This is a genomic window from Priestia sp. P5 (genome assembly GCF_029522155.1).
In the GTDB taxonomy this organism is placed as follows: Bacteria; Bacillota; Bacilli; order Bacillales; family Bacillaceae_H; genus Priestia; species Priestia megaterium_E.
Genome location: NZ_JAKWFJ010000001.1, coordinates 3,064,261 through 3,086,880 on the forward strand (window position 1 = coordinate 3,064,261; position 22,620 = coordinate 3,086,880).

Genomic DNA, 22,620 nt, shown 5'->3' on the forward strand with positions numbered 1-22,620 from the left:
TTATGTGACGCTAAATCTTGAATACAATAAAACACCTTTCTGTAATGGTCGTCACCAAAAGGAAAGATAGGATGCCAGCGCAAAGAGATAGGAGGAATAATGTGAGCAAATTAGTGTTTTTGAAGCGCCGGTTTAAATACTTACTTATTAAACTATTAAGATTAAAAGATCATTCACATAAAGTTGCGCTAGGTTTTAGTCTAGGTTCTGTTGTGAACTTTGTTCCTACCTTTGGATTGGGCCTTATAATATCCGTAGGCTTAGCTAAATTATGTAAAGGAAACAGCATAGCAGGGCTAGTTGGTGGAATGTTTTTCATGTGGGCCTTTCCGTTGATGTTTTACTTGAATACAGTAGTCGGAGGATATATATTTCCAATCGACCTTGATCAAACTTTATTTCAAAGTGCAGATAAAAATTTGGATAATCGACTAGAACTAGGAGCGAAAGTAGGAAAGAATTTTTTAACGGGAATGTTTCTTAATAGCTTTTTGTTTGGAAGTATACTCTATATTGTTAGTTACTATATTATAAATCAGTACAGAGGCTTCCTCTTACACTACATCTATAAGAAATGGACAGTAAAAAAACACACTAAAAAAACGGATTATTAGCTCAATTTCAACATTTATTTTTAATTGTAAAACGATATAGCTGAACATTTTTTGAAAAGGCATAGAGATAAATTAGCCCATAATTGATACCCATGGTTATCAATTATGGGCTAAGGTACGATCTTTGTTTCTGTTTTAAGATAAATATGGAGGAAATAAAGGAATGCTCTCATTCCTTTGTTGAAGATAATACAGTCTGTTTCACCCATTTTTTTCGATTTCTTTGATCAATTATCCATCGGTACAAACTTTGTATACCTAGTATCAGAGAGATTATGACACCGCTAGCTCCTAGGATTAATGCAAAATATTCTACAGGATTGTATGCAAGTATATTTCTCCATTTGATTCTTCCGATAAAATCATTTACTACAAGCCCCATTCCAAGCATTTGACCTACCACGGAATAAAGAGTCAAAATCAGCAATAACAGGCTGTCTTTTTTCGTATTAACGTTTTCCTGGTATCTAAATAAACTCTCTAGAGATTGTTTAGCTTCCTTATATAACAACTCAATATTGAAATTTTTCCTAAGAAGATAGAAAATATCACGGCTCCGGGACTGAGATACTATTTCAAGGGAAAAATAATTGGCGGTAAACGAATTAATGGAATAAATTAATTTTTCCATTTCTTTTACGTCTTTTTCAATATTTAGCTCTGTATAGGTATTAGCTAATTTTAATAAAACGATCTTGTGAAAAAGATTTAATACAAGCCCGTAGTAAAATTCTCCATAAAACTGATTAGCTAAATCAGGAGTTGTACGTTCATCTTGAAACGTTATACAAGTAAAAATATGTTCTTCTATCAGAAAATAAGTGCTAGGAGCCCAGCGCTGATAAGCGTGTTTTTGTAAATAATCTTGAATGTAAGGAAGGTTATTAGCATGAACATATGGCTCCCCCTCTACAGTTAAGCCGCAGAGGCTTCCCATCCGATAAACATCAACTAAATCAATTTTTTCACTTTTCTCTAGTGCCACTAAAGATTGTACATACATTCTTTCATCTTCAAAAAAAGAAAAGGTTTCAAAATAAGAATTTTCCTTTGAATCACCTTCAAAAAAGCGGGAGAGCCCCTCAAAGAGATTGTTAAATATAAATTCCCCTGCTCCCTTGTATATCTTTCCAACGCATTCAATTTTTGTACTGCTGTCTTTTCGTGTTCGTGGTTCTAATACGCGAAAGCGATCTGCGAATTCTAAAGAATGAGACAATGACATAGACGTAGAGGGTTTCAACTCAGTTCGAATAGTTAAAAATCCAAGTTCATAAGGACATGTCGTTAAATCAACAGAGTGTATTTGAAAAGGAATGCACTCTTTATCCGTAATTAACTTACCTCTTATATTTAAAGGTTTTGAATATCTATGAAGACCTTTTTCTTTTTCTGAGTGTGGAAAGAGTATCTTATTAGTGAAAGACAAATAATACGCCTCCATATCACGATGAGAGACTTTAAAATCGCCGTAATATGCACATTCGTCTTCTAGTTGATTTAACTGAAAAAGCTTAAATCCGCTCTTATTTAAAAAAAGGGAGATACTAGATTCAGTTCCTTGCTTTAAGGAAAAAGGAAAAACAAATTGAAAGAGAGCTCTGTCTATCTTTTTTTCTTGGATATCAATTTGCTGCATTTGTTCTAATGTACTCCTTTCAATTATATATATCATTTACCATTTTGTATCATAACGATCGATAGTAAACCTACTATATTTTTTCTTGATAAGAGTTTATTCAATTTAATAATTTAAAAACAGTAAAACAGCTCCACATAAAAATAAGTAGCCATACTACGATAATAATTGAACCCACAACCCAATTTTTAGGTCGTTCATTTTGAATGAGCTCTTCTGCTTTTAATGTGCAGTCCTCTATAACATTTATAGGTAGCATCTTCAAAGCAAGCATAATTCCTAAAGGAACAATGATTATATCGTCAATATAGCCTAAAACCGGTATAAAATCAGGAATTAAATCGATTGGACTGAAGGCATATGCAACAACACAAGCAGTAAATAATTTGATATACCAAGATACTCGTTCATCTTTATGAGCTAAGTATAAGATAAATAGCTGCTTTTTTAACTTTTTAGCCCACAGCTTTAATTGATTAAGCATGTTTCCTATTCTCCTTTTAGTAGGGGTTTTAGATAAGTATATCAGGAGATAGATATTTTCATTTTGCAACTTAATAAAACATTGCATTTATTTTGGTGATCATTTGACTTAGCAACACCATTTTCAACATCAATAATTTATTGAAAATGAATAAAAACGTTGCTGTACATCTAGACGGTTTGATGTAATAGAAAAATTACTTTTATTCTCTTTGATACCTACATATTCCCCTTATTAATAAATCTAGAACTATAAAAATAACTGATTAATGCAATCATCTTGATTTACAGCTAGTTTGGGAATAGCTTGAATAGGAACCCAATAGTATGAAAAGATTAATCCTGCATCTTCCCCTTTAGAATTAACCTTATATTCCCACCGTTCTGCATGTTTTTCTTTAACTTCTAAATGAAAAACATGTCGTTCATGATACTGGCTCTTACCTTCATGACGATAAACATATGTTTTTAATTTTGTTACCGATAAAAACTCCATTAATCCAGATTCTTCTTTGACCTCCCTATATAAAGCTTCTTCAATTGTTTCTCCCTCTTCTACAGTACCTGCTGGAACTTGAACTCCTGCTTCTGGATAATCTTTGTGTTTGTAAACTAGTAACTCTGTATGATGACCATTAAACCTAGTTATGTAAGCCATAACTTTTGTTATCATCGTTTTACCCTGCATATTTGCTTCCTCCTATATATAGATACTAACCGTACAGATGTCTTTATCAGCAAACAAACTTCTTTAACTCCCAATAATAAATCAGGGATATTTTATTACATCTATTTTAATTGTAAATAATCAGTCTCAGTGTTGTCATAATAAGCTGCTTTTACGGAAGGTTAACTGGTATGGGAATTGGAGTGGTTAGTTTTGCTATTCTGATAGGATCTATAATCATCATATCAGTAAGTGAAATAATAGGAAAAGGCAAGAACCAAATTGATTCTTGCCTTTTTTGTCTTTATTTTCTTTCAAGAGAAGGTTCTGATACATTTTCGTATTCTGTAATTTTACAGATGCGATTTTCATGACGGCCCCCAACAAATTGGGTTGTTAACCAAGTCTCCGCAATTTCGCGGGCTAAACCTGGTCCAATTACTCGTTCCCCCATGGCTAAAATGTTCGTATCGTTGTGTTCACGCGTCATTTTAGCTGAAAAAACATCATGAACGAGTGCGCAACGAATTCCTTTTACTTTATTAGCGGCAATACTCATGCCAATTCCCGTACCGCAGATTAAAATTCCAAAATCCGCTTCTCCATTTGCTACTCTTTGGGCAGCTGGAATCGCATAGTCTGGATAATCGACTGAGCTACTGCATTCACAGCCTAGATCTTCATATATTATGGACATTTCATCTAGTAGATTTATAATCTCTTTACGAATGTTTATCCCACCATGATCTGAAGCAATTATGACTTTCATAAGATTACTCTCCTTGTTCAGCTATAGTCTTAATTAAAATTCTAATGATTTTGGGGTCTCTTTTTACCCCTACGTTATTTCCTAGAACAATCCTCAGAACACTTCCCGTACCATGTTTTAACCCCTTCAGAGTTGTCTACATTCTCAATAACTTTCCCACATACTTGACAAACGATAGTTCCCTGTTTTACATTAACCTGCTTATTCATGTCTATTTCCTCCTTTTTATTAGAAAAATTCGTTTGTATTCAAATACATTTCTTTAGAAACAAATTCGTTTTATCTCTATTTTGATCAATCATTGTATGATAGAAAAGATATTCTTAAGCTAGAATGGTATCCAGTAAGCTGTATTTGTCATCATTACTAGATAATTTCGAATGAACTTTTTCAATATCTACATTGATTAAGTCATTTTCTTTAATTCCTACGGCCCTGCCAGAATCCCCTTTGAGTAATAATTCTACTGCTGTAATCCCCATTTTACTTGCTAATATGCGATCAAATGCGGACGGCTGTCCTCCTCTTTGAATGAAACCCAATATACTTGTCCTTACGCTAATATCTAGGCGATCCTCAACATATTTTTGCAGGTCTTGAATCTCGTACATTTTTTCAGTAATTAGAATTAGGTTATCTTTTTTGCCCCTTTTCATTTTCTCGCTCAGTTTGGAACATATCTCTTCAAAACTTAATTTCCTCTCAGGTGTGGAGATAATTTCTCCTGCGCCTGCTAAAGCAGAGTACAGGGCTAAATCGCCGCAATATCTTCCCATTACTTCCACAATTGTTGTCTTTTCATGAGATAAATCTGTATCCTTAATTTTACTGAGGCATTCTAATATCGTATTTAATGTAGTATCAAATCCAAGTGAATAATCTGTGTAAGATAAGTCATTATCTATCGTTGCGGGAATAGCAATGACATTTACACCTAACTCATGTAATTTTTGAGCGCCTTTAAAAGATCCTTCACCACCGATTACTACTAAGTGATTAATCCCATCATCCTTTAGTATCTTTAAGGCCTTCATTCTCCCTGACTCTTCCATAAATTCTGCGCATCGGGAGGTTTTTAAAAATGTTCCTCCTTTATCCGCAATGTAATCTACATCTGTAGGGGTTAATCTATGAAGTTTACCTTCTATTAAACCTTGGTAACCACCCTCGATTCCCATTACCTCTATGTTATGATAGTCAGCTGTTTTTACTACTGCTCTAATAGCAGCATTCATTCCTGGAGCGTCTCCGCCACTTGTTAAAACTCCGAGCTTCATCATTGCCATACACCCCTGTTATTCTTATGCATGTAAGAAAGTTGGCCGACAGTTTCTAGAGACTAATTGCCGGCCTCTTTCTAATAGTACAAATTTTTTTCAAACAAGAATCAACTAGTTTTTTCTAATTGATCGACTGTATTTTTTTTAATAGCTCTTCCTGATTGTTTTAATAAAAAGGCTACGATAAAGGACGCTACGAACATGCTAATACCTAAAAATGTCATACTAGCATTAAAAGATCCTGTTAGATCTTTAATGTATCCCACAATATACGGTCCGAAGAAACCACCTAGATTACCAATACTATTGATAAGAGCAATAGCACCTGCAGCAGCAGCTTCCGTTAAGAAAGACGGTGGAATTGCCCAAAACGGAGAATATGCCCCGAACGCTCCGCAAAGACTGATCGTTAAGAATACAAATGATAAAACAATGTTCATATTTGCAACGTAGCTACTGATAATTAATGCCACGCCACTTGTTACTAAACAAGCAACGACGTGAAAGCGTCTTTCATTTTTCTTGTCAGAGTGGTTACTAACCAACATCATAGTTGCCATTGCACAAACATACATTAACCCTAAAATCCACCCCATCGCATGTGTACTAAGAGAAGTCGTTTTAGATAAACCTTCTGAAATTGTCGGTAAAAACATGACGATGCCATAGTAGCCAACCATCCAGAAAAAGTATCCTAAAGATAAGGTTAATACGTCACGATCTTTTAAGGCCTGAGCAAATGTATAGTGTTTGGCTTCCTGCTTTTCTAACTTCTCTTTTGTTGTAACGTCGATTAACCATTTCTTCTCCTCGTTCGTCAACCATTTTACGTCCTCCAGCTTATCGTCAAGATAGAAGAAGCATATCACACCTAAGATCAAAGCTGGAATCGCTTCCAAAATGAAAAGCCATTGCCATCCAGCCATGTTTAACCAGTCAATACCTAATAAATAAGTAGAAAGAGGAGATCCTATTGCATTAGCACCAGGGATTGCAATCATAAATCCAGCAATTGCTTTTGCATGATGTTTTGTTTGATAAAAACCACTTAGATAAAAGACCATACAAGGATAAAAGCTAGCTTCAGCAATTCCTAAAAGAAATCTTGCGGTATAAAACTGCCATGGCGTTTGGATAAAAGCCATTAAAATAGCAATTACTGCCCATGTAATCATGATTCTACTAATCCATCTTCTAGCTCCGACTTTCGTCATCATAGCACTTCCAGGTACTTCTAAAAGGAAATAGCCAAGGAAGAAAATCCCTGCCCCTAATCCAAAAACAGCATTAGAAAAACCTAAATCTTCATTCATTTGTAATGCAGCAAACCCAATATTTACTCGATCAAGTATCGATATGGTAAAACATAAAAATAGAAATGGAATGAGCCTTAACGTTACTTTTTTAGTAGTTGAACGTTCTAAGTTAATTGGATCCAAAATAATTCCTCCCTGGGTTACCATCCTTCTATCCTTCATACTCTTCGGTCTTTGACCTGAGTGTTTGCTCTAGGCTAATTGACAGAAAGAATTAAAAGTTTACATAAAAGATGATTGATCTATTTCTAAGTCTAAGTAAATCTAGTCCCTGCTTCTGTAATCCCTTTCATATGGAAATATAAAAATGAAAAAGCGAATTATCCCCCTGTATTATTTATCATTTAAAAAAGCAAGAACTATTAGAAAATATTATATACAAGAACCTTACTAACGATATGAAAGCACTATAAATCTACTTTCTAATTTCTATCCTAATAATCCAAAACATTTGTAATGCACGATAACGATAAAAAACGCTTACATTTTTGAACCTTTCTGCTAATCTCTTCAAAAAATATCGAGCTGTAAAGAATAATGAATTTTAAGATTTACATTACCTCCGTTTTATAGATTCGCTACTTGTATACTAAGTTACCTTATATAAACAGTGTACTTACATACCTACTAATTGTCAATATAATTGTTAGATTAAATATTTTCTTAATTTTCTTAAAGAATAAAAGAAATATATAGTTTGTTTGGAAAGAAAACACTGTATCTTACTCATTTTATGCTGTCTTTTCAACAGCAAAAAGACAGCTACACTTTAGCTGTCTTTTGACTCTATACTGGGTATTGTCTTTATAAAAATTAGTTGGAATTAAGCTTTCCAATAGCGATCATACAAGTTTCGCATGTGGAAATTCATAATTCTCACAGCTTCTTCTTCGTTATGTTGTTCAATTGCATTAATAAGTAATTTATGCTCATTAAAATTAACTTCTCGGTAGTCAGGTCTCGTGACGGTTCGATCTCTTATAAACTTCCACATTTCCTGCTGTTTCATCGCATTGCTAATAGCTGCCATAATACTAATAAATAAATCATTATGAGAAGCCTTTGCTATACCATTATGTAGGGCTTCATCTGTTTCTGGTACATACACGCCTGCGTTCGTTTCTTCCTCCATCTTATCAATTGTTGCACGCAGGTCCTTAATGTCTTCTTCTGTAGCTCTCAAAGCTGCAAAGCGTACAATAAGAGGTTCTATGTTCATTCTTGCTTCAACAATGTCTTCAGGGGAGGCAGATTCCATCAAAAATGTGGATTGAGAATTTTCAGCTTCTGTTTGAAACTCTTTAACGTATACACCTTCTCCTTGACGAGAATAAATAAAACCGTTCAATTCTAGGGCGCTAAGGGCTTGTCTAACAGGCACTCGACTTACACCAAATTGTTCACACAGCTCCCTTTCAGCAGGGAGTTTATCTCCTACTTGGAACGCTCCAGATTGAATTTCAGAAAGAATTTGATTATAAATTTGAATATATAATTTATTATTGGAAACTGGATTAAAACTAATGGAAATCACTTCTCTCTATAATTATTAGCTCATTTTATTCATAATTAAGTAGACATAATTATTATATACTGTTCTATTTTTAGGGGCAACAAGCCTAGCATCTTCTAGCAAAAAAATCCTTACTTATGTAGTCAGTTTCTCATTTTACTAATAATTTTATCAATAAACAGCTTTACAGGCATACCATAATGGCATGCCTGTATAACAAACTTGAATATCAATCCATATGTGAGCCACCGTTTATATCAATTTCTTCTCCTGTAATATAAGAAGCTTCTTTTGAAGCTAAAAAGGCAATTGTAGCTGCGATTTCTTTTACTTCACCCGGTCTACCCATAGGAATACTATCAATCACAGACTTTGCATCTTCTTCAGGAAGAGACTTCCAAATTTCTGTATTAACGAGTCCAGGAGCTACACAGTTAACCGTAATACCATCTAAGGCTACCTCGCGCGCTAAGTTCTTTGAAAAACCTAGTACTGCGGCCTTAGATGCCGAGTAGTGCGGTCCTCCAAAAACTCCTCCACCTCTTTTAGCCGAAACAGAAGACAGGCTTATAATTCGACCATACTTTTGATCTTTCATTGTTTCTAATACTGCTTGCGTACATAGAAACAACCCAAACATATTGACGTTAAACACTTTTGTAATGTCTTCAAGCGTCATATCTTGAACGGTAACCTTTTGAGAAATCCCTGCATTATTAATTAAAATATCAATTCTGCCGAATTCTTCAAGTGTTTGTTTAACCATCGCATCGCAAGAATCTTTACTTGTTACATTTAGCTCTATTCCTAAGGCTTTGCCGCCAGCTTCTTTTATTTCGTTGACTGTATCCTGTACACCATCAAAATTAATATCTGCTATAACAACAGCCGCTCCTTGCTCTGCAAGTGTCAGGGCGATTGTACGTCCAATCCCTTTTTTGGAACCGCTACCAGTAATAATTGCTACTCTCTCTTTTAAATCAAACATATTATATTTCCCCCATCTTGTTAGCTTTATCTATTTAATATAGTTAGTCTTAAATCAGTTCTTTAGCTGTTTTGATAATATTTTCTACAGTAATTCCATTTAACTCTAATAGTTTTTCATAAGGCGCAGATTGTCCAAATTGATCCTGTACACCAATTCTTCGAACTATACCTTTTCCTTCTTCCGCAACTACTTCACATACGGCACTGCCAAGGCCATTTAGAATATTGTGATCTTCAACCGTAATGATTTTTCCAATATTTAAGCAGTCAACCACTGCTTCTCGATCTAAAGGCTTAATCGTATGCATGTCTAGTAATTTCACAGATATGCCTTGTTTCTCTAATTCTTTCGTTGCTTCTAAAGCGAGTCGTACTGTATCGCCGTTGGCAATAATGGCGATATCGCTTCCATTTTTAATTTTTTTCACTTTTCCAATTGTAAACTCTTCATTTTCATCGTAAATCATGGGAACCGTATCGCGAGTAAAACGAAGATATACAGGTCCGTACACTTTAGCAGCTTGTTCTACTAGCTTTCTAGTAGAATAATAGTCAGCTCCCATAATGACGGTCATATTTGGAACCGATCTTAATACACCCATATCTTCTATAGCTTGATGACTTCCGCCATCATTAGCTGGCGTTAAACCGCCGTGTGAACAAGCAATCTTTACATTTAAGTTAGGGTAGCAGACTTCTTGTCTAATTTGTTCAAGCATTCTTAACGAACCAAAAACCGCGTAAGTGCTTACAAAAGGAATTTTACCAGTCGTAGCAAGTCCAGCTGCTAACCCAGCTGCATTTTGCTCTGCAATACCGACATTAATATGCTGGTCGGGTAATTGTTTGATAAAGTTTACTGTTTTACACGACTTTGCAATATCTACATCAATGACATAAATATTTTTATTTTCTTTCCCTAATTTTACGATTTCATCTCCAAAGGCTTCTCTCGTAGCTTTTTTTACTGTAAGATCTTTTTCTAGTATGCTCATTATCTTAACCCTCCTGCTACTTCTTCCATTGCTTGATGATATTGTTCTTCATTTGGAGCAATCCCGTGCCAATCAGCCACATCCTCCATGAATGAAACTCCTTTACCTTTTACCGTGTCACAGATGATACATTTTGGTCTTCCATTCTTCGCTACTCTTACTTCATCCAATGTTTCTACAATCTCTTCCATGGAGTGTCCATTAATTCGCTTTGTTTCAAAACCAAACGCATCAAATTTTTTCTCTAAATCTTGCAGTGGCATAATTTCATCACAAAATCCATCGATTTGAAGTCTGTTATTATCTACAAATACAATTAAATTATCTAATTGGTACTTAACTGCTGTTTGAGCAGCTTCCCAAATTTGTCCTTCTTGACATTCTCCGTCTCCTACTAAAGAAAAAACTCTATAGTCTTTGAAATCTCGTTTCCCTGCGATTGCCATACCTACGCCACACGAAAGTCCTTGTCCTAGTGAGCCTGTTGAAATATCAATACCGTTACACTTTTTCATATCTGGATGTCCTTGAAACGGAGAACCGTATTCTCTTAACGTGTATATCGTTTCATAGGGAACGAATCCTCGTAAAGCTAAAGCCGAATATTGAATGGGACAAACGTGACCTTTAGAAAGTACAAATCTATCACGATCTTCCCAGTTAGGGTTGTGCGGATCAACATTCATTTCTTTGAAATAAAGCGCTGCCATAATATCAGCTGCAGAAAGTGAACCTCCTGGATGGCCAGACTGTGCTCCATAAATCATTGTAAGTGCTGTTTTTCTTAATTGAATAGCTTTTTCTTTTAATTCTTCAATACTAATTTCTTTCATTTTAGTCACCTCATTAATTTATGACTTGCTGTTTTCTAAATGATATCCATTAACATATAATTTAGTATACTTAGGTAACTTGTATACTAAGTAGCTTTGTGACTTAAGTGTACATCTGAAATGCGAGTTCGTCAATAACAAGATTGAATTATTAGAATTTTTTTATTTAAAACAAGTCATTTTTGAAGGGAACAGATGAATTCATCTGTTGTTTTTTCTAAGATTTTTAAGTAAAAAATAAGTACTGCTCCTATTTTAGAAGCAGTACTTATTTTTTATCGATGAATTAGTAATTTGTGTATATAAAAGCTTTATCAAAAAACAACTATGCTTTTGCACTGGAATTATTGCTGCTTATTACATCTTGGCTACTAGACTTAATGCTCCTAGCTACTAGTAAACCTACTATCCCTGATATCCCCAAAATAATAAAGATGTAGTTATAGCTTGTAACAAGAGCGATAAGCGTGGACGAAATAATACTCCCAAAATAGCGAAACGTCGAGTATATGCCAGAGGCTGTACCAGATTGCTCTTTACTTACGGAATCAAGCGAGGCAACCTGCATGCTTGTTAAACCTACTCCCGTAGAAAAACCTCCAATAATTAAAGCCGCTATAAGAAAAAGAATAGATCCAACGTTCTCTAAGGATAGAAAAAGAATATTGGAGAAAATGATCATAGCAAAAGAAAATCCAATAACTTTTTTAGAACTAAACTTATTGTTTAATAATCCTCCTATCCAGCCGCTTAAAGACATTGAAATCGAAAAAACTGATAAAACAAGCCCTGTTTGCGCTGTAGATAAATGAAATTGAGACTTCATTAACAGAGGCATAATTAATAAAATCACATACATAACAAAGTTGCTAAGCATAATAGATAAATTAGCGCTTGTAAAGGTGGAATTTTTAAATAAAGAAAAATCGATAATTGGGTTTTCTGCCGTATTTTCTCTTTTGATAAACAAGATTGTAGATAGAATAAATATTATTCCCATTATTAAAGCCTTAGTAAATTCCATACCGTGTGTCAACAAGATCAATAAAGAAATGCTAATTGCTAAATAAATGGACCCTTGAATATCTAAAGTGCTTGTTTGCTTTTTAACATTAAATTTAGGAATCATAACTATACCACTGATCAAAGCTAAGAAAAGAAAAGGAACGTTCACCCAGAATATAGCTTCCAAGTTGAAGTTTTCAAGCAGTATAGATCCTAATAATGGTCCGATTGCAGCACCCAAACCCATACCCATTCCAAATATACCCAAAACTTTAGGGAGACGTTCTTTTGGTACAACATATCTAATGATTGCTATAGTGTTTGGAGTGAGTAAAGCTCCTCCTACTGCCTGCAGTGATCGAAAGATAATAAGGGAAATGAGATTAGTTGAAAATATACAGCCTAAAGATGCTATTAGAAAGAACACCACGCCCCATAAATAGATATTTCTGTTTCCGTACAGATCTCCTAGTTTTCCAGCGATAGGCTGAGTAACGGCCATTACAATTAAATAAATAGTTACTACCCAAGAAATACTTGCAAGTGGTTCGTTAAAATGAGCTGATATGGTCGATAGAGCAACAGCAATCATTGTCGAATTTATTGGTACAAGAAATGTCCCAATTAGTAATGAAATAATCAAGATAAGCTCTTTATGTTTGCCCAAACATTATTGCCTCCTTTTAGTGGAGAGAAATTCCTTTTATAAACGTTTTTATACTGCTTTTTATCATATCTTGATAATCTGCATGTAAGGCTTTGTCTCCAAAATTTAGTTTATACATAAAATATCCCCAATACGTACTTAGGAAAATCTCCGCTTGTGTACAGCAATCTAATTCTTTGATATATCCTTTCTTTTGCATTTCTTCAAAGTATTCTTTTAATATTTCTTTCGTATCATTAATTTTTTTTATAATTTCTTCGTGCGCTTGTGAGAAAATTAAAGGGTCTTTTAAAGCAATTGAAATCATGTCTCGGTTATTATCAAAGTCTTTTAGTAACAGGTAACCGAAATTCGTCAAATCTTTTTCAAGCTCCCATTCAATTGATTTATCAAAAATTTCAAGCGAAAAGCTTGTTGTTTTGACAATAGCTTGAATAATGCCTTCTTTATTGCCAAAGTGGCGAAAAACCGTCAATTCATTAACGCCAGCTTGTTCTGAAATTTCTCTAGTGGTAGTACCTTTATAGCCTTTTTCTTTAAGCAGCTCTATTGTAGCTTTTGTGATCTTCTTTTTTGTTTCATCTTTTTTCATATTGATCATCCTTTATGCTTCCTGAATGTAAGTATTTACTTTCCATTAGGCAGTATATAAAGGAAAAAGAGCTGTTGTCAAATGGAAGCGAAGAGAATTATTTATTCATTTAAAAGCGTCACAATTCCACTCGTACCATCGACCATAACCATATCGCCATCTTTTAGCTTATCCGTACTTATTTTCGTACCAACTACTGCAGGAATTTCATATTCACGTGCAATTATTGCGGAATGAGAAAGAATACCTCCAGCGTCGGTGATAACAGCCCCCGCAGTTTGAAATAAAGTAGTCCAAAGTGGAGTAGTGGTCTTACATACTAAAACGTCCCCTTTTTCTAACTTGTAAAATTCCTTTGTGTTTGAAATAACTTTTACTTTTCCGGTATAGATTCCTGAAGAAGAGGCTAATCCTTTAATAGAATGTTCGCTGTTCGCGTCGTCTTCCTCAATAGCTCCCATATATTTCTCAGCTTCTTTCAGCTGAGCTGCTTCAGGGACTCCGAAGTATCTAGGTAAATTAGACGTTTGCTCATGTTCTACATGTTCTTCTTTACGTTTCTCAATTAATTGGGTCATGTCTACTGGATTTTCTAAAAGAGACTCTAGTTCATCAAGATATAAGAAGAAAATATCTTCTTTCACTAGAAAAACATGATGATTAACTAGTAAATTACCTAGCTTAAGTAGGAATAAACGAGCTTTTGCATCCAACATTGCATCGATATAAAAATGATGATCATCTCTTATAACGGACGCATCTAATGCCCACTGATAATATTTTTTAAATTCTTCTTTGTGTTTGCTATCCGCTATCTGTTCCAGAAATTCATTATAGTTCTGTTCACGTTTCTTGACCGTCTGTTTGAAATTCTCATCAAAGTTGTAATTGTCATTAACATACCCTTGAATAATTGATAATGCGTGAAGAGGATTCTCTAGCCAAGTTTCTCCTACAAAATCGTGACTTACAACGTTTCGATATCCATACTGTTTTAGAAAAGTATTTAATTCAGCCATAAAGCTTTTTCCTGCTTCACTTTCCTCTAACTTTTTCACTAAAGTTTCTATACATTCTTCTTGAAAGATTTCAGTAAGTTCACTATCTCTTTTCACTGCTAAAGCAAGTCTAGAAAGCTCCTGATCAGTTTCCAACGATTTGTTCATTTTCCCCGTCAATAGCTCATAAACATCATGTCCGGATTTTTTATTTGTAAGGTTTTTATAGTACTCTTCAACTATAGTATTTAAAGACATTTGAGGCATAACAATATCAAAGTGCAGATCATATGCCACTTTATAAAAATCAGCTAAACTTTGAAGAATCTCTTTTCCTCTCTGAAGGGTTAGATTTTCATGGGTAAAACTATTTAATTTGTTATAGTAAGGCAAGAATTGTTCCGTAATCATTTGATTCATTCGTTTTGTTAGGATTGGATAAATACTTTCCATCAATTCTTTATTTTCTTGGAATCTTTTATTAGAATCTCCTTTAAAAGGCTCCATTTTTGTATAGATATGTCCTTTATAAAGTTTTAAATTAAGTCTATTAAACATAAACTTTAGTTTTTTAAAACTAGCAGCTGTTCCTTCAGAAAATGCCGGAATAATAAATGAAGCGTACAAAGGACTAACAGCATGAGAAAAACTTGTGTCATTTAAAATCCAAAACTCTTCCATATCGTCGAAACTTAAAGATATATCTTTTTGGAAAGGAGTTAATTCTTTGGCCTCTGTTAATGTGGTAATAGCTCTTGCCTGTAATAGATATACTTGATTGTCTTGAACCCCAAACTCTATGTCTACGGGATGCTGGTAAAGAGCTTCTACTTCTTTTGTTATTTCGGCCAATTCAATGATTTTCTCGTCTGTTAAACAAAACCTTTGCTGCTCATCTTCCGTTGTTTCGATTTCTTCAACGCCTTCAGCAAGTGGAATTATCTTTACTTCCTTTAGCCCTTTTTCTTTCTCTATTTTAAAAGTTTGTTTATTAACTAGGTAAACATCAGGTGTTACTAAGCCCGATACAATTGCTTCTCCTAATCCATAGCTGGCATTAATCATCATTTCTTTTGTATTATGAGTGACAGGATTTTGACTGAATATCACTCCCGATGTTTCGGACTCAATTAACCCCTGAACAACAACTGCCATTGAAACTTCATCAAAATTAGCATACATATTTTGAGTATATTGTTCGACTCTTTCAGTGAAAAATGAGGCCCAGCACGCTTTCACTTTACTCAAAAAATCCTCTGTACTTTTCACATTAAGATAGGTTTCATACTGGCCAGCAAAAGATGCACCTTCTAAATCTTCAGCGCTAGATGATGAACGAACAGCTACCGACGTATAAGAGCACTTTAGATTTCGAAATGCCTCTATAAGATCCGATTCAATTTCAATAGGAATTTCCCCGTGCAAAATTCTCTCGTGTATATTATCCGTTTGACGATTAATCCCATTCCATTCGATATATCTCTTTAAAGCTTCTGTTTGAATAACAAATCCATCTGGAATGGGTAAATTTTCTTTTTTCATTTTTATAAGGTTTAAAGCTTTTGCTCCAACTTTTTCGTTCCCCTCGTCCACCTTTTGAAAACTTAAACTATACATTAAAAATATTCATCCTCCTACAAACTAGTTTTAAAATGTAAGTAAACACTTACTTTATGTTTATTTTAATTCTTTTAAATTTTTATGGTCAATAAAAAGTGGTAAAACATTAAAAAAATGCATATTTAGTTGTGCTTTATTTTAATTTCACTTAAATAATATTCCTCTTTTTTATTCCATTTTTTAACTTTTATTAGTCTTTTTTATTATAAAGTCTAAATAGTTAACCGATTAAAAGGTTAATAAAAGAAATGCAAAAAACCCCACCTAAATTAAGGTGGAGGTTTTCCTCTTTTAATAGTTGGGTTAACCATTATCTCCGAGTGCTTACAAGCTTCCACTGGCTGAGTGTCAATTTTATCTTATATCCTCTAATATATAAGTGAGCGCTATCAGATTTACGAGTCATATGCGAAGTCATAATCAAAAATCTCCTTTCTCATAGAATTATTTTTAATATAAAACTATTTTGGAAATCTTAACCTAAGCATAGCTCAGTATTGTAAACCATTTATTAATGACAAGAAAAGATTATGTAAACATTTTAAATTGCAGGGGAACCGTTAAATGTGTCCCCTACAAAACAAAAAAGAACCCGCTGTGCTTTCAAAGCATAGAGAGTTCTAGCGTTCCTAATTTTTAATTACTACATCAAAAGTCATTCTCAAAATAACATATTATTTTTCTGAAGGTAGACCATTAAATAGAAAACCTGACACCAAACAAAGACTTGTAACCAAAAGGAAAATTTAAAATTAATGTAGAAATAAATTACATAGACGATTATAGCAAGGAAGGTGTCATGCAAGATGAAAATTGGTTTTATTCTTTTTGATCAATTAACAGCATTAGATTTTATCGGATTTTACGATGGGATTACAAGATTAAAAAAGCTGGGGTTTAAAGATGATGTAACATGGGATTTATGCGCGCTAACTGAGGAGGTGCATGATGACAGAGGCATTACGTTTAAAGTAAATAAAGTTTTACCTCACCTATCGGAATACGATTTAATTTTTGTGCCAGGCGGAATGGGGACTAGGACTTTACAATATAATGCAGAATTTATTGATTGGTTACAAGGGGCAAAAGATGTGAGGTATAAAGTATCCGTGTGTACAGGCTCACTTTTACTAGGAGCGGCTGGCTTTCTCACAAACAAAAAAGCTACCACTCACCCAAATGCATTTGATTTATTACAGCAATATACAAACAAAGTAGAGAAAGAACGAATTGTTCAAGATGATGGTATTATTACGGGCGGTGGAGTTTCCACTTCAGTAGATTTAGGTCTATACGTGTGTGAGTTAATCGACGGAGCAGAAACTGCAGCGAAGATTCAAAAACAAATGGATTACCCTTATTATAAAAATAATATTGTAACGTAAATCAAAAGGATAGACCTTTAAAGCTTTTGTAAAAGTCTATCCTTTTGCGTATCATGTATAAAATCAGTTGATAAGAAGAATTTTATCGAGAAATTTATAAAGACAACGACATAAAGAGTATATCAGCGTAGGAACCATCTTTTAATTTAATCTGGTTTACTTGTTTCCCTTCTTCTTCAAACCCTAATTTCTGATATAAGTGGATAGCTGGTTTATTGTTTGAGAATACATCCAAGTTTATCTTTTCTAACCCCTCTTGCTTCTTTGCCCATTTTATTAAATAAGATAGTAACTCAGTTCCAGCACCCAAGTTCGAACACTCCGGTTTCACACTAATACCAAACGAACCAGTATGATACAAACGCTTATAAGAAGATCTGGAAAAAGAAAGGAACCCAATAACTTCATCCTTGCGTTCTATAATTAGTGTTAATCCACCATTATCTTGTTTCTTTTGCATCTTTTTTCTATATTCATCTACTGTTTCTTGTTTGTCCTCAGGTAATCGAAGAAGAACATCATTTGTCATAACGATATCTTTTTTTATGGCAATAATTTTTTCGGCATCTTTTGGATTGGCTATACGGATGTTCAACATAAGTTTATTCTCCTTTTTTTAATTTACCAAATATTAAAAATCGATAAATATCTTCTTTTTTAAAATACCATTTTAAGGATTGCTTAAAATGACAAACTACTATTTCTGTTAGACATGATGGTTTTTAACTCTATTAAATCATCTATTACCACATCAGCCTGTGCAAGCTCAGCTTCTTGAGCAAAATCAAAATTGCACCCCACTGCCATTAAACCATTATCCTTTGCGGCATTGATATCGGATAGACGGTCTCCCACTACTGCAGCGTGTTTGATATCGTATTTCTTTATAATCTTTTTGACTAAATCGCCTTTATTGAGGGTTTGGATTTGTTGAATACTAAATGTTTCTGTCACCCACTTATTCAAATCGTAATGGTCTACAATTGCTTCTAAATACTCTTTTAAACCGTTACTTGCTATGTAAATGGAGCAGTTATTTTCTTTTAAATAGCTAAAGACCTCTTTTACATTGGGATATAAAGCACCTTTCCCTTTTTTTATATTCTCCACTAAGCTTTTTAAAAAATAGTCATCTGTATATTTTCTTATTTCATCTGATTGATTAGGTAATAAAGCTTCCCATACTTTGGGTAAAGGTACACCCATGATTTCACGATACTTATCAATAGGAGTACTAGTATCCCACTGATTGAGTGTACGCAAATGGTTAAAGGTATCATCAAGTGATAATTCTAAAATTTTATCTGTTTGAAACAGCGTTCCATCCATATCAAAAATCAGTGATTGCAACATTAAGTATCTCCCTCTTTCGGCAGTATTAAATATGTATTTATATATAATACCATAAAAAGGAAAAAAGGATTTATTAAAAATAGTAATCACTGTTCTCAGCACAAAAAAAGCACCTACTTATTTATAGGTGCTCTTCTTAACTTTAAATACTTTCTTTGAAATAATAAATGAAAAAGTCGCCGCTATAATCGAACTTAAAAATGGATAATTAAAAGAAAAAATACTGACCGTTGAGCTACTCAAATGCTGTAAAGTCTCAGGTACATATGTAAGTGTAAGAAATAGCCCAGAAATAATTTGAAAAGCAAACAGTAACACTATAAAACTACCAATAAACACTGCATAATTTTTCAAGATAGCTCCTCCAGTATTTTTAATTTTTAAACCTGTATTATTTTAAAAAGAGTGACGCAACGATAAAACCTATAATGATTACAGCAATAAGTACGCCTAGACCCTTCCATCCTAAGCTGCCTGCTAAACCAGATAGATTTCCAGCTTCATTTCTGTTAAATGCATCGTTCATATTCCCTGCGGGGTTTCTTTTTAACTCTTCTTGTTTTAACCTCTCTCTTATTCTTTCAGGTGTTTCTTTATCTTCCTTCATTGCTACACCACCATTTTTAAAATATTATAACATATTATGGATAAAATAGTAATTAAAGGATTAAAACTTAAAGGTCGTCTTAGTTCTATTTTTATATATGATGGTACCTTTTATTTAACATCCGGGATGTTAGATAAAAGTAAAAAAGAACCTTCAGTGGAAGATCCTTTTTAGAGTTTATTAAACTAATACATACATTGGATCTGACAGAATCTTTATTATCAATAATAAAAAGCATAAAAGCTCTTCAAAAAGACTTTTGTATTTTTTTGGTTATTTACAATTTTTATTCATTCTCCGATCTAAAATCAAATGTGTCTTTTTTGATATTTAATACATGGCCACTAATGTTGACCGTATCACGGTTGATCCACTTTACCGACGCTTTTTCCTGAGGATAATTCCAATAAATATTTTTAGTTTTATTAAAGGTTTCGTTATTGTATGTAACTTCTCCTCTTATAGCAAAGTCCGTCGTCGCCCCTCCGTTTGACTGATATACTTTCACCGTGTACTTTCCATTTTGGGAAGTACTCTGCGAGATATAGTCACCGGAAGGTAAATGCCGCGGGTTAAAAAATAATTGCCATATGGTAAAACCGATAATTAAGCACGATGCTAGTGCAGCGTAAATGATTGTATGTATTTTTTTTAATTCTTACTCCTTGTCTTCTTCTTTTGAAAAATGAAACTAGCTACAAATAAAACGCCTAACAGTATCGTTAAATCAAAGGTTACGGAATCACCTGAAAGATTAAATTCATCTACAATGATGCCTTCTTGAAACAATAAGACTGCTGCAATTATTAAAAAGAAGAAGGAATTGACGATTACATAACTACTTGCTTTGACTTTATTTCTCAAGAAAATTACATACATAAAATTGCATACTGAAAAAGCTGCGATCAGGTAATAAATAGGCCTTAATAGTGTAAATGGTGCCCCAAGCATCAGTATATTCTCCTCTATTACTATTATTTGAAATTTACTAGTCAATATATTTCATTTTGCAAATAAATGATTATTACTCATCTTAATTATTTATTTTTTGAACCAAAATGCCTCCAACTTTATCCTTGTCATCTAAAGAAAACTCAATATTGAGTTTATGATTTTTATCAAAATACCCTATTATTGTTGCTCCGGTATCTTCTCTTTCGTAATAATTTTCTCCATACGCCTTAATGACATCTTTTTTGCTGTCACTAGTATGTATGCCCTTTTCCGTACCATACTTGCTGCTAAGCAAGTCATATCTGCTGACTTTATTATCTACAATTTTAAATTCAACGTCATACTTTTCTGTACTTTCTCCGTAAATGTAGGTAGTATACGGCGGTTGCTCCGTAACCTCTATAAATTTTGGTTTCTTCTTCAAACAACTTGCTACGTCATATTTAGCACTTCCTATTGATACTGATTTAACGTTTTCTAATTGAAGGTTTGTGCTTTTGGTGCTTGAATAGTATTTTTCTTTAGGCGTGGAAGATGGATCACAGCTTGCTAATAATAGTAAAACGAATGGAAAAATAAACAAAAAATAATTCTTAATGCGCACTGTTAGACTCCTTTATATCGTTTGTTTTTACTATGACTCTGAGCATTTTCTAATCTATTAACTATTTTTCTTTTGTATATACAAGTCAATCTAATAGAAAACACTAACTGCAAAGTAATACATGGCAAGTATAGCTAACGTCTCATAGACAGATTCCGCAGCGCTATTTTTCACAAAAGAAAAAACAGTACGGACTACAAAGAAAACGATAGGATAGACTATAAATAGAGAATTAAATTTATGATTCATAACAACACAAAATTCCTTTATTTGGGTATTTAAGATTATTATAACATATAATTTTCTTTTTTATTTCTCTCCTACATATTCCATAGGTTTTTCATTTACATAATACTGTTTATCACCATTAGAACATCAAAAGAAATTCTTATTAGTAGGTCTGCTTTTGATTATCCGTTGTTTTCGATTTCTTATCTAAGATGAATTTTAAATGGCTACTAAAGATGAATAAACCGCAGATAACCATCAACCAGCGCGTAATCCCTTGATGTATAGGGTCAAAAAGGTTTAATAGAGCTATTCCTAATCCTGATAACATAGCTAGATAACGAAAAATCAAGCCCCATCCCCCATTCCAGAAATGAAGAGGATCCCCCTTCATACTTAAGTTAAAGCTTCTTACCACACCATGGACAAAATGAAATTCCAATAATGGATGAACCACCATCATGGATAATTAAACCGTATTCCTTATTTGTTTTATCAAATAAGATAAGATTATCTGGACAATCAAATGGATCACTATGAATATCACACGTAAAGTTCGCATGATAATTCATATAATCGCAGCAATGCTTTTTCATTCGTTTTCTCCTTACTATATCGTCATTATTACTTTTCTCGGTAAGCTGAACAGTGGTCATCTGAAATACGATAATTTTCCTTACCGGTTGGAGCCGCTACCTCAACTAATTTATGTCCTAGCCAGTCCCACACCGCTACTTGTATGCAAAGATACCCATTTCAGATCTCCTCTAGCAAGACGAAAAGAATCATACCAGTTTTCAGTCGTTACTAAGAGATTTTTATAAGAAAGTTCCTTTTTCCTTAAGTGTTTGATTTCAGCATAAAATCTAACATATTTTCTTCCTTAGGCACTTGAATAATTCGCGCTATAAATGTTCCGTTAGGATTTTTTTAGTTTTATAAACTTTTTCACTTTCTATTTCCAGCGCTGGCCGTCCCCTCATCTTCTTTCCCCCTGTGTACTAACACATAATCTCTATGCTAAAAGGTTATAGCTGTTTCAGTATTTCTTCTATTTTCTCTTCAATATCAGCTTCTAAATAATTTTTTGACAAATCATACAAAGTGCCTGACCCTTTAAAATACCCACCGAAGTAATACCACAACTGGATGTAATAAATGTATGCATCTTCTTCATCTGTGAACCCCTCAAAGTTTATCGCAACTTGGGAACGATATTCTTTTTCTAGACACTGCTCCGAACTTAGATTTGGCAGTTGGTCGCCGTCAATATCTCGACACACCCATATTTTTAAGTTCTGCTTACCATCATGTTCAAATTTATTTCTATATTTTTGCTGAAGACTTTCGCTGTATGCCTCTCCCACTTCTTCCAACTTCACTATCTCTCTTTTTAAAGTCTCATTTATTTCACTCTCAGGGACTAAAATGTATTTGTCATCTGCTTCCTGACCCTGTTTATCCATAAATAGCTTTTTCAATTTATCAAACAAGCTTTTCCCACCTAT

General features: G+C 33.7%; 24 protein-coding genes and 1 pseudogene. 2 read left to right on the forward strand and 23 right to left on the reverse strand.

Annotation, left to right across the window (positions count from 1 at the left end):
* Window positions 1–101 precede the first annotated feature (101 nt).
* A complete protein-coding gene (locus MMB69_RS16240; RefSeq protein ID WP_221785962.1) occupies window positions 102–614 on the forward strand; it encodes a DUF2062 domain-containing protein in 513 nt (170 codons plus the stop codon).
* Between the two features lie 169 nt (window positions 615–783).
* Here MMB69_RS16240 and MMB69_RS16245 read toward each other — a convergent pair whose 3' ends face one another.
* The 14 genes from MMB69_RS16245 to MMB69_RS16310 form a co-directional block, all read right to left on the reverse strand.
* On the reverse strand, window positions 784–2,253 hold the full coding sequence (locus MMB69_RS16245) for a hypothetical protein (protein ID WP_221785963.1): 1,470 nt from the start codon (window positions 2,251–2,253) through the stop codon (window positions 784–786).
* 100 nt (window positions 2,254–2,353) lie between these two features.
* Window positions 2,354–2,737 (reverse strand): YkvA family protein, encoded by a 384-nt coding sequence (locus MMB69_RS16250; protein ID WP_221785964.1) that lies wholly within the window; start codon window positions 2,735–2,737, stop codon window positions 2,354–2,356.
* 249 nt (window positions 2,738–2,986) lie between these two features.
* Entirely contained in the window at window positions 2,987–3,424 is a 438-nt protein-coding gene (locus MMB69_RS16255) for an NUDIX hydrolase (RefSeq protein WP_153255042.1), read from the reverse strand.
* Window positions 3,425–3,707: 283 nt separating this feature from the next.
* Window positions 3,708–4,172, reverse strand: coding sequence for a ribose 5-phosphate isomerase B (rpiB, locus tag MMB69_RS16260; protein ID WP_221785965.1), 465 nt, complete (start codon window positions 4,170–4,172; stop codon window positions 3,708–3,710).
* Between the two features lie 74 nt (window positions 4,173–4,246).
* Window positions 4,247–4,381: a GapA-binding peptide SR1P gene (locus MMB69_RS16265; protein ID WP_107917869.1), complete on the reverse strand. Its 135-nt coding sequence runs from the start codon at window positions 4,379–4,381 to the stop codon at window positions 4,247–4,249.
* A 114-nt stretch (window positions 4,382–4,495) separates the two neighbouring features.
* On the reverse strand, window positions 4,496–5,452 hold the full coding sequence (gene pfkA, locus MMB69_RS16270) for a 6-phosphofructokinase (RefSeq protein WP_221785966.1): 957 nt from the start codon (window positions 5,450–5,452) through the stop codon (window positions 4,496–4,498).
* Between the two features lie 107 nt (window positions 5,453–5,559).
* Window positions 5,560–6,891 (reverse strand): MFS transporter, encoded by a 1,332-nt coding sequence (locus tag MMB69_RS16275; protein WP_221785967.1) that lies wholly within the window; start codon window positions 6,889–6,891, stop codon window positions 5,560–5,562.
* Window positions 6,892–7,591: 700 nt separating this feature from the next.
* Entirely contained in the window at window positions 7,592–8,302 is a 711-nt protein-coding gene (locus MMB69_RS16280; protein ID WP_264409071.1) for a FadR/GntR family transcriptional regulator, read from the reverse strand.
* 208 nt (window positions 8,303–8,510) lie between these two features.
* Entirely contained in the window at window positions 8,511–9,269 is a 759-nt protein-coding gene (locus MMB69_RS16285) for an SDR family NAD(P)-dependent oxidoreductase (RefSeq protein WP_043980703.1), read from the reverse strand.
* A gap of 49 nt (window positions 9,270–9,318) precedes the next feature.
* Window positions 9,319–10,266, reverse strand: a complete 948-nt coding sequence (locus MMB69_RS16290) for a transketolase family protein (protein ID WP_277447991.1) — start codon at window positions 10,264–10,266, stop codon at window positions 9,319–9,321.
* Window positions 10,266–11,117 carry a transketolase gene (locus MMB69_RS16295; RefSeq protein WP_319641382.1) on the reverse strand — a complete coding sequence of 284 codons (852 nt, stop codon included), beginning with the start codon at window positions 11,115–11,117 and terminating at the stop codon, window positions 10,266–10,268. Before MMB69_RS16295 ends, MMB69_RS16290 begins: the two co-directional genes overlap by 1 nt.
* A 307-nt stretch (window positions 11,118–11,424) precedes the next feature.
* Window positions 11,425–12,771: an MFS transporter gene (locus tag MMB69_RS16300; RefSeq protein WP_264409068.1), complete on the reverse strand. Its 1,347-nt coding sequence runs from the start codon at window positions 12,769–12,771 to the stop codon at window positions 11,425–11,427.
* A 16-nt stretch (window positions 12,772–12,787) separates the two neighbouring features.
* Entirely contained in the window at window positions 12,788–13,372 is a 585-nt protein-coding gene (locus MMB69_RS16305; RefSeq protein WP_277447995.1) for a TetR/AcrR family transcriptional regulator, read from the reverse strand.
* Between the two features lie 92 nt (window positions 13,373–13,464).
* Window positions 13,465–15,978 carry a PEP/pyruvate-binding domain-containing protein gene (locus tag MMB69_RS16310; protein WP_264409066.1) on the reverse strand — a complete coding sequence of 838 codons (2,514 nt, stop codon included), beginning with the start codon at window positions 15,976–15,978 and terminating at the stop codon, window positions 13,465–13,467.
* Window positions 15,979–16,787: 809 nt separating this feature from the next.
* On the opposite strand from MMB69_RS16310, the gene MMB69_RS16315 reads away from it, so the two are divergent.
* Window positions 16,788–17,366: a DJ-1/PfpI family protein gene (locus MMB69_RS16315; RefSeq protein WP_221785973.1), complete on the forward strand. Its 579-nt coding sequence runs from the start codon at window positions 16,788–16,790 to the stop codon at window positions 17,364–17,366.
* Between the two features lie 94 nt (window positions 17,367–17,460).
* Here the strand turns inward: MMB69_RS16315 and MMB69_RS16320 are convergent, their stop codons facing one another.
* The 9 genes and pseudogenes from MMB69_RS16320 to MMB69_RS16360 all read right to left on the reverse strand — a co-directional run bounded on the left by MMB69_RS16320 (window position 17,461) and on the right by MMB69_RS16360 (window position 22,605).
* On the reverse strand, window positions 17,461–17,964 hold the full coding sequence (locus MMB69_RS16320; RefSeq protein ID WP_221785974.1) for a GNAT family N-acetyltransferase: 504 nt from the start codon (window positions 17,962–17,964) through the stop codon (window positions 17,461–17,463).
* An 83-nt stretch (window positions 17,965–18,047) separates the two neighbouring features.
* Window positions 18,048–18,719, reverse strand: coding sequence for an HAD family hydrolase (locus tag MMB69_RS16325; RefSeq protein WP_221785975.1), 672 nt, complete (start codon window positions 18,717–18,719; stop codon window positions 18,048–18,050).
* Window positions 18,720–19,110: 391 nt separating this feature from the next.
* Window positions 19,111–19,326, reverse strand: coding sequence for a DUF6366 family protein (locus MMB69_RS16330; RefSeq protein WP_277447997.1), 216 nt, complete (start codon window positions 19,324–19,326; stop codon window positions 19,111–19,113).
* A gap of 286 nt (window positions 19,327–19,612) precedes the next feature.
* Window positions 19,613–19,972, reverse strand: coding sequence for a DUF5412 family protein (locus MMB69_RS16335; RefSeq protein WP_308123142.1), 360 nt, complete (start codon window positions 19,970–19,972; stop codon window positions 19,613–19,615).
* Window positions 19,973–19,977: 5 nt separating this feature from the next.
* Complete coding sequence (locus MMB69_RS16340) at window positions 19,978–20,277, reverse strand: hypothetical protein (RefSeq protein ID WP_264409064.1); 300 nt, start codon at window positions 20,275–20,277, stop codon at window positions 19,978–19,980.
* Window positions 20,278–20,359: 82 nt separating this feature from the next.
* Entirely contained in the window at window positions 20,360–20,884 is a 525-nt protein-coding gene (locus tag MMB69_RS16345; protein ID WP_221785978.1) for a hypothetical protein, read from the reverse strand.
* 629 nt (window positions 20,885–21,513) lie between these two features.
* Window positions 21,514–21,708 carry a DUF6980 family protein gene (locus MMB69_RS16350; protein ID WP_016763636.1) on the reverse strand — a complete coding sequence of 65 codons (195 nt, stop codon included), beginning with the start codon at window positions 21,706–21,708 and terminating at the stop codon, window positions 21,514–21,516.
* Window positions 21,709–21,736: 28 nt separating this feature from the next.
* A pseudogene (locus MMB69_RS16355) lies at window positions 21,737–22,095 on the reverse strand (hypothetical protein).
* A 45-nt stretch (window positions 22,096–22,140) separates the two neighbouring features.
* Entirely contained in the window at window positions 22,141–22,605 is a 465-nt protein-coding gene (locus tag MMB69_RS16360; protein ID WP_264409063.1) for a hypothetical protein, read from the reverse strand.
* Window positions 22,606–22,620 lie beyond the last annotated feature (15 nt).

Excerpts from the sequence above, each read along its gene's own strand:
- MMB69_RS16245 (WP_221785963.1), bottom strand. The coding sequence starts at position 2,253 with ATGCAGCAAATTGATATCCAAGAAAAAAAGATAGACAGAGCTCTCTTT.
- MMB69_RS16250 (WP_221785964.1), bottom strand. The coding sequence starts at position 2,737 with ATGCTTAATCAATTAAAGCTGTGGGCTAAAAAGTTAAAAAAGCAGCTA.
- MMB69_RS16255 (WP_153255042.1), bottom strand. The coding sequence starts at position 3,424 with ATGCAGGGTAAAACGATGATAACAAAAGTTATGGCTTACATAACTAGG.
- rpiB (WP_221785965.1), bottom strand. The coding sequence starts at position 4,172 with ATGAAAGTCATAATTGCTTCAGATCATGGTGGGATAAACATTCGTAAA.
- MMB69_RS16265 (WP_107917869.1), bottom strand. The coding sequence starts at position 4,381 with ATGAATAAGCAGGTTAATGTAAAACAGGGAACTATCGTTTGTCAAGTA.
- pfkA (WP_221785966.1), bottom strand. The coding sequence starts at position 5,452 with ATGATGAAGCTCGGAGTTTTAACAAGTGGCGGAGACGCTCCAGGAATG.
- MMB69_RS16285 (WP_043980703.1), bottom strand. The coding sequence starts at position 9,269 with ATGTTTGATTTAAAAGAGAGAGTAGCAATTATTACTGGTAGCGGTTCC.
- MMB69_RS16290 (WP_277447991.1), bottom strand. The coding sequence starts at position 10,266 with ATGAGCATACTAGAAAAAGATCTTACAGTAAAAAAAGCTACGAGAGAA.
- MMB69_RS16305 (WP_277447995.1), bottom strand. The coding sequence starts at position 13,372 with ATGATCAATATGAAAAAAGATGAAACAAAAAAGAAGATCACAAAAGCT.
- MMB69_RS16310 (WP_264409066.1), bottom strand. The coding sequence starts at position 15,978 with ATGTATAGTTTAAGTTTTCAAAAGGTGGACGAGGGGAACGAAAAAGTT.
- MMB69_RS16315 (WP_221785973.1), top strand. The coding sequence starts at position 16,788 with ATGAAAATTGGTTTTATTCTTTTTGATCAATTAACAGCATTAGATTTT.
- MMB69_RS16320 (WP_221785974.1), bottom strand. The coding sequence starts at position 17,964 with ATGTTGAACATCCGTATAGCCAATCCAAAAGATGCCGAAAAAATTATT.
- MMB69_RS16325 (WP_221785975.1), bottom strand. The coding sequence starts at position 18,719 with ATGTTGCAATCACTGATTTTTGATATGGATGGAACGCTGTTTCAAACA.
- MMB69_RS16330 (WP_277447997.1), bottom strand. The coding sequence starts at position 19,326 with ATGAAGGAAGATAAAGAAACACCTGAAAGAATAAGAGAGAGGTTAAAA.
- MMB69_RS16340 (WP_264409064.1), bottom strand. The coding sequence starts at position 20,277 with ATGCTTGGGGCACCATTTACACTATTAAGGCCTATTTATTACCTGATC.
- MMB69_RS16350 (WP_016763636.1), bottom strand. The coding sequence starts at position 21,708 with ATGAAAAAGCATTGCTGCGATTATATGAATTATCATGCGAACTTTACG.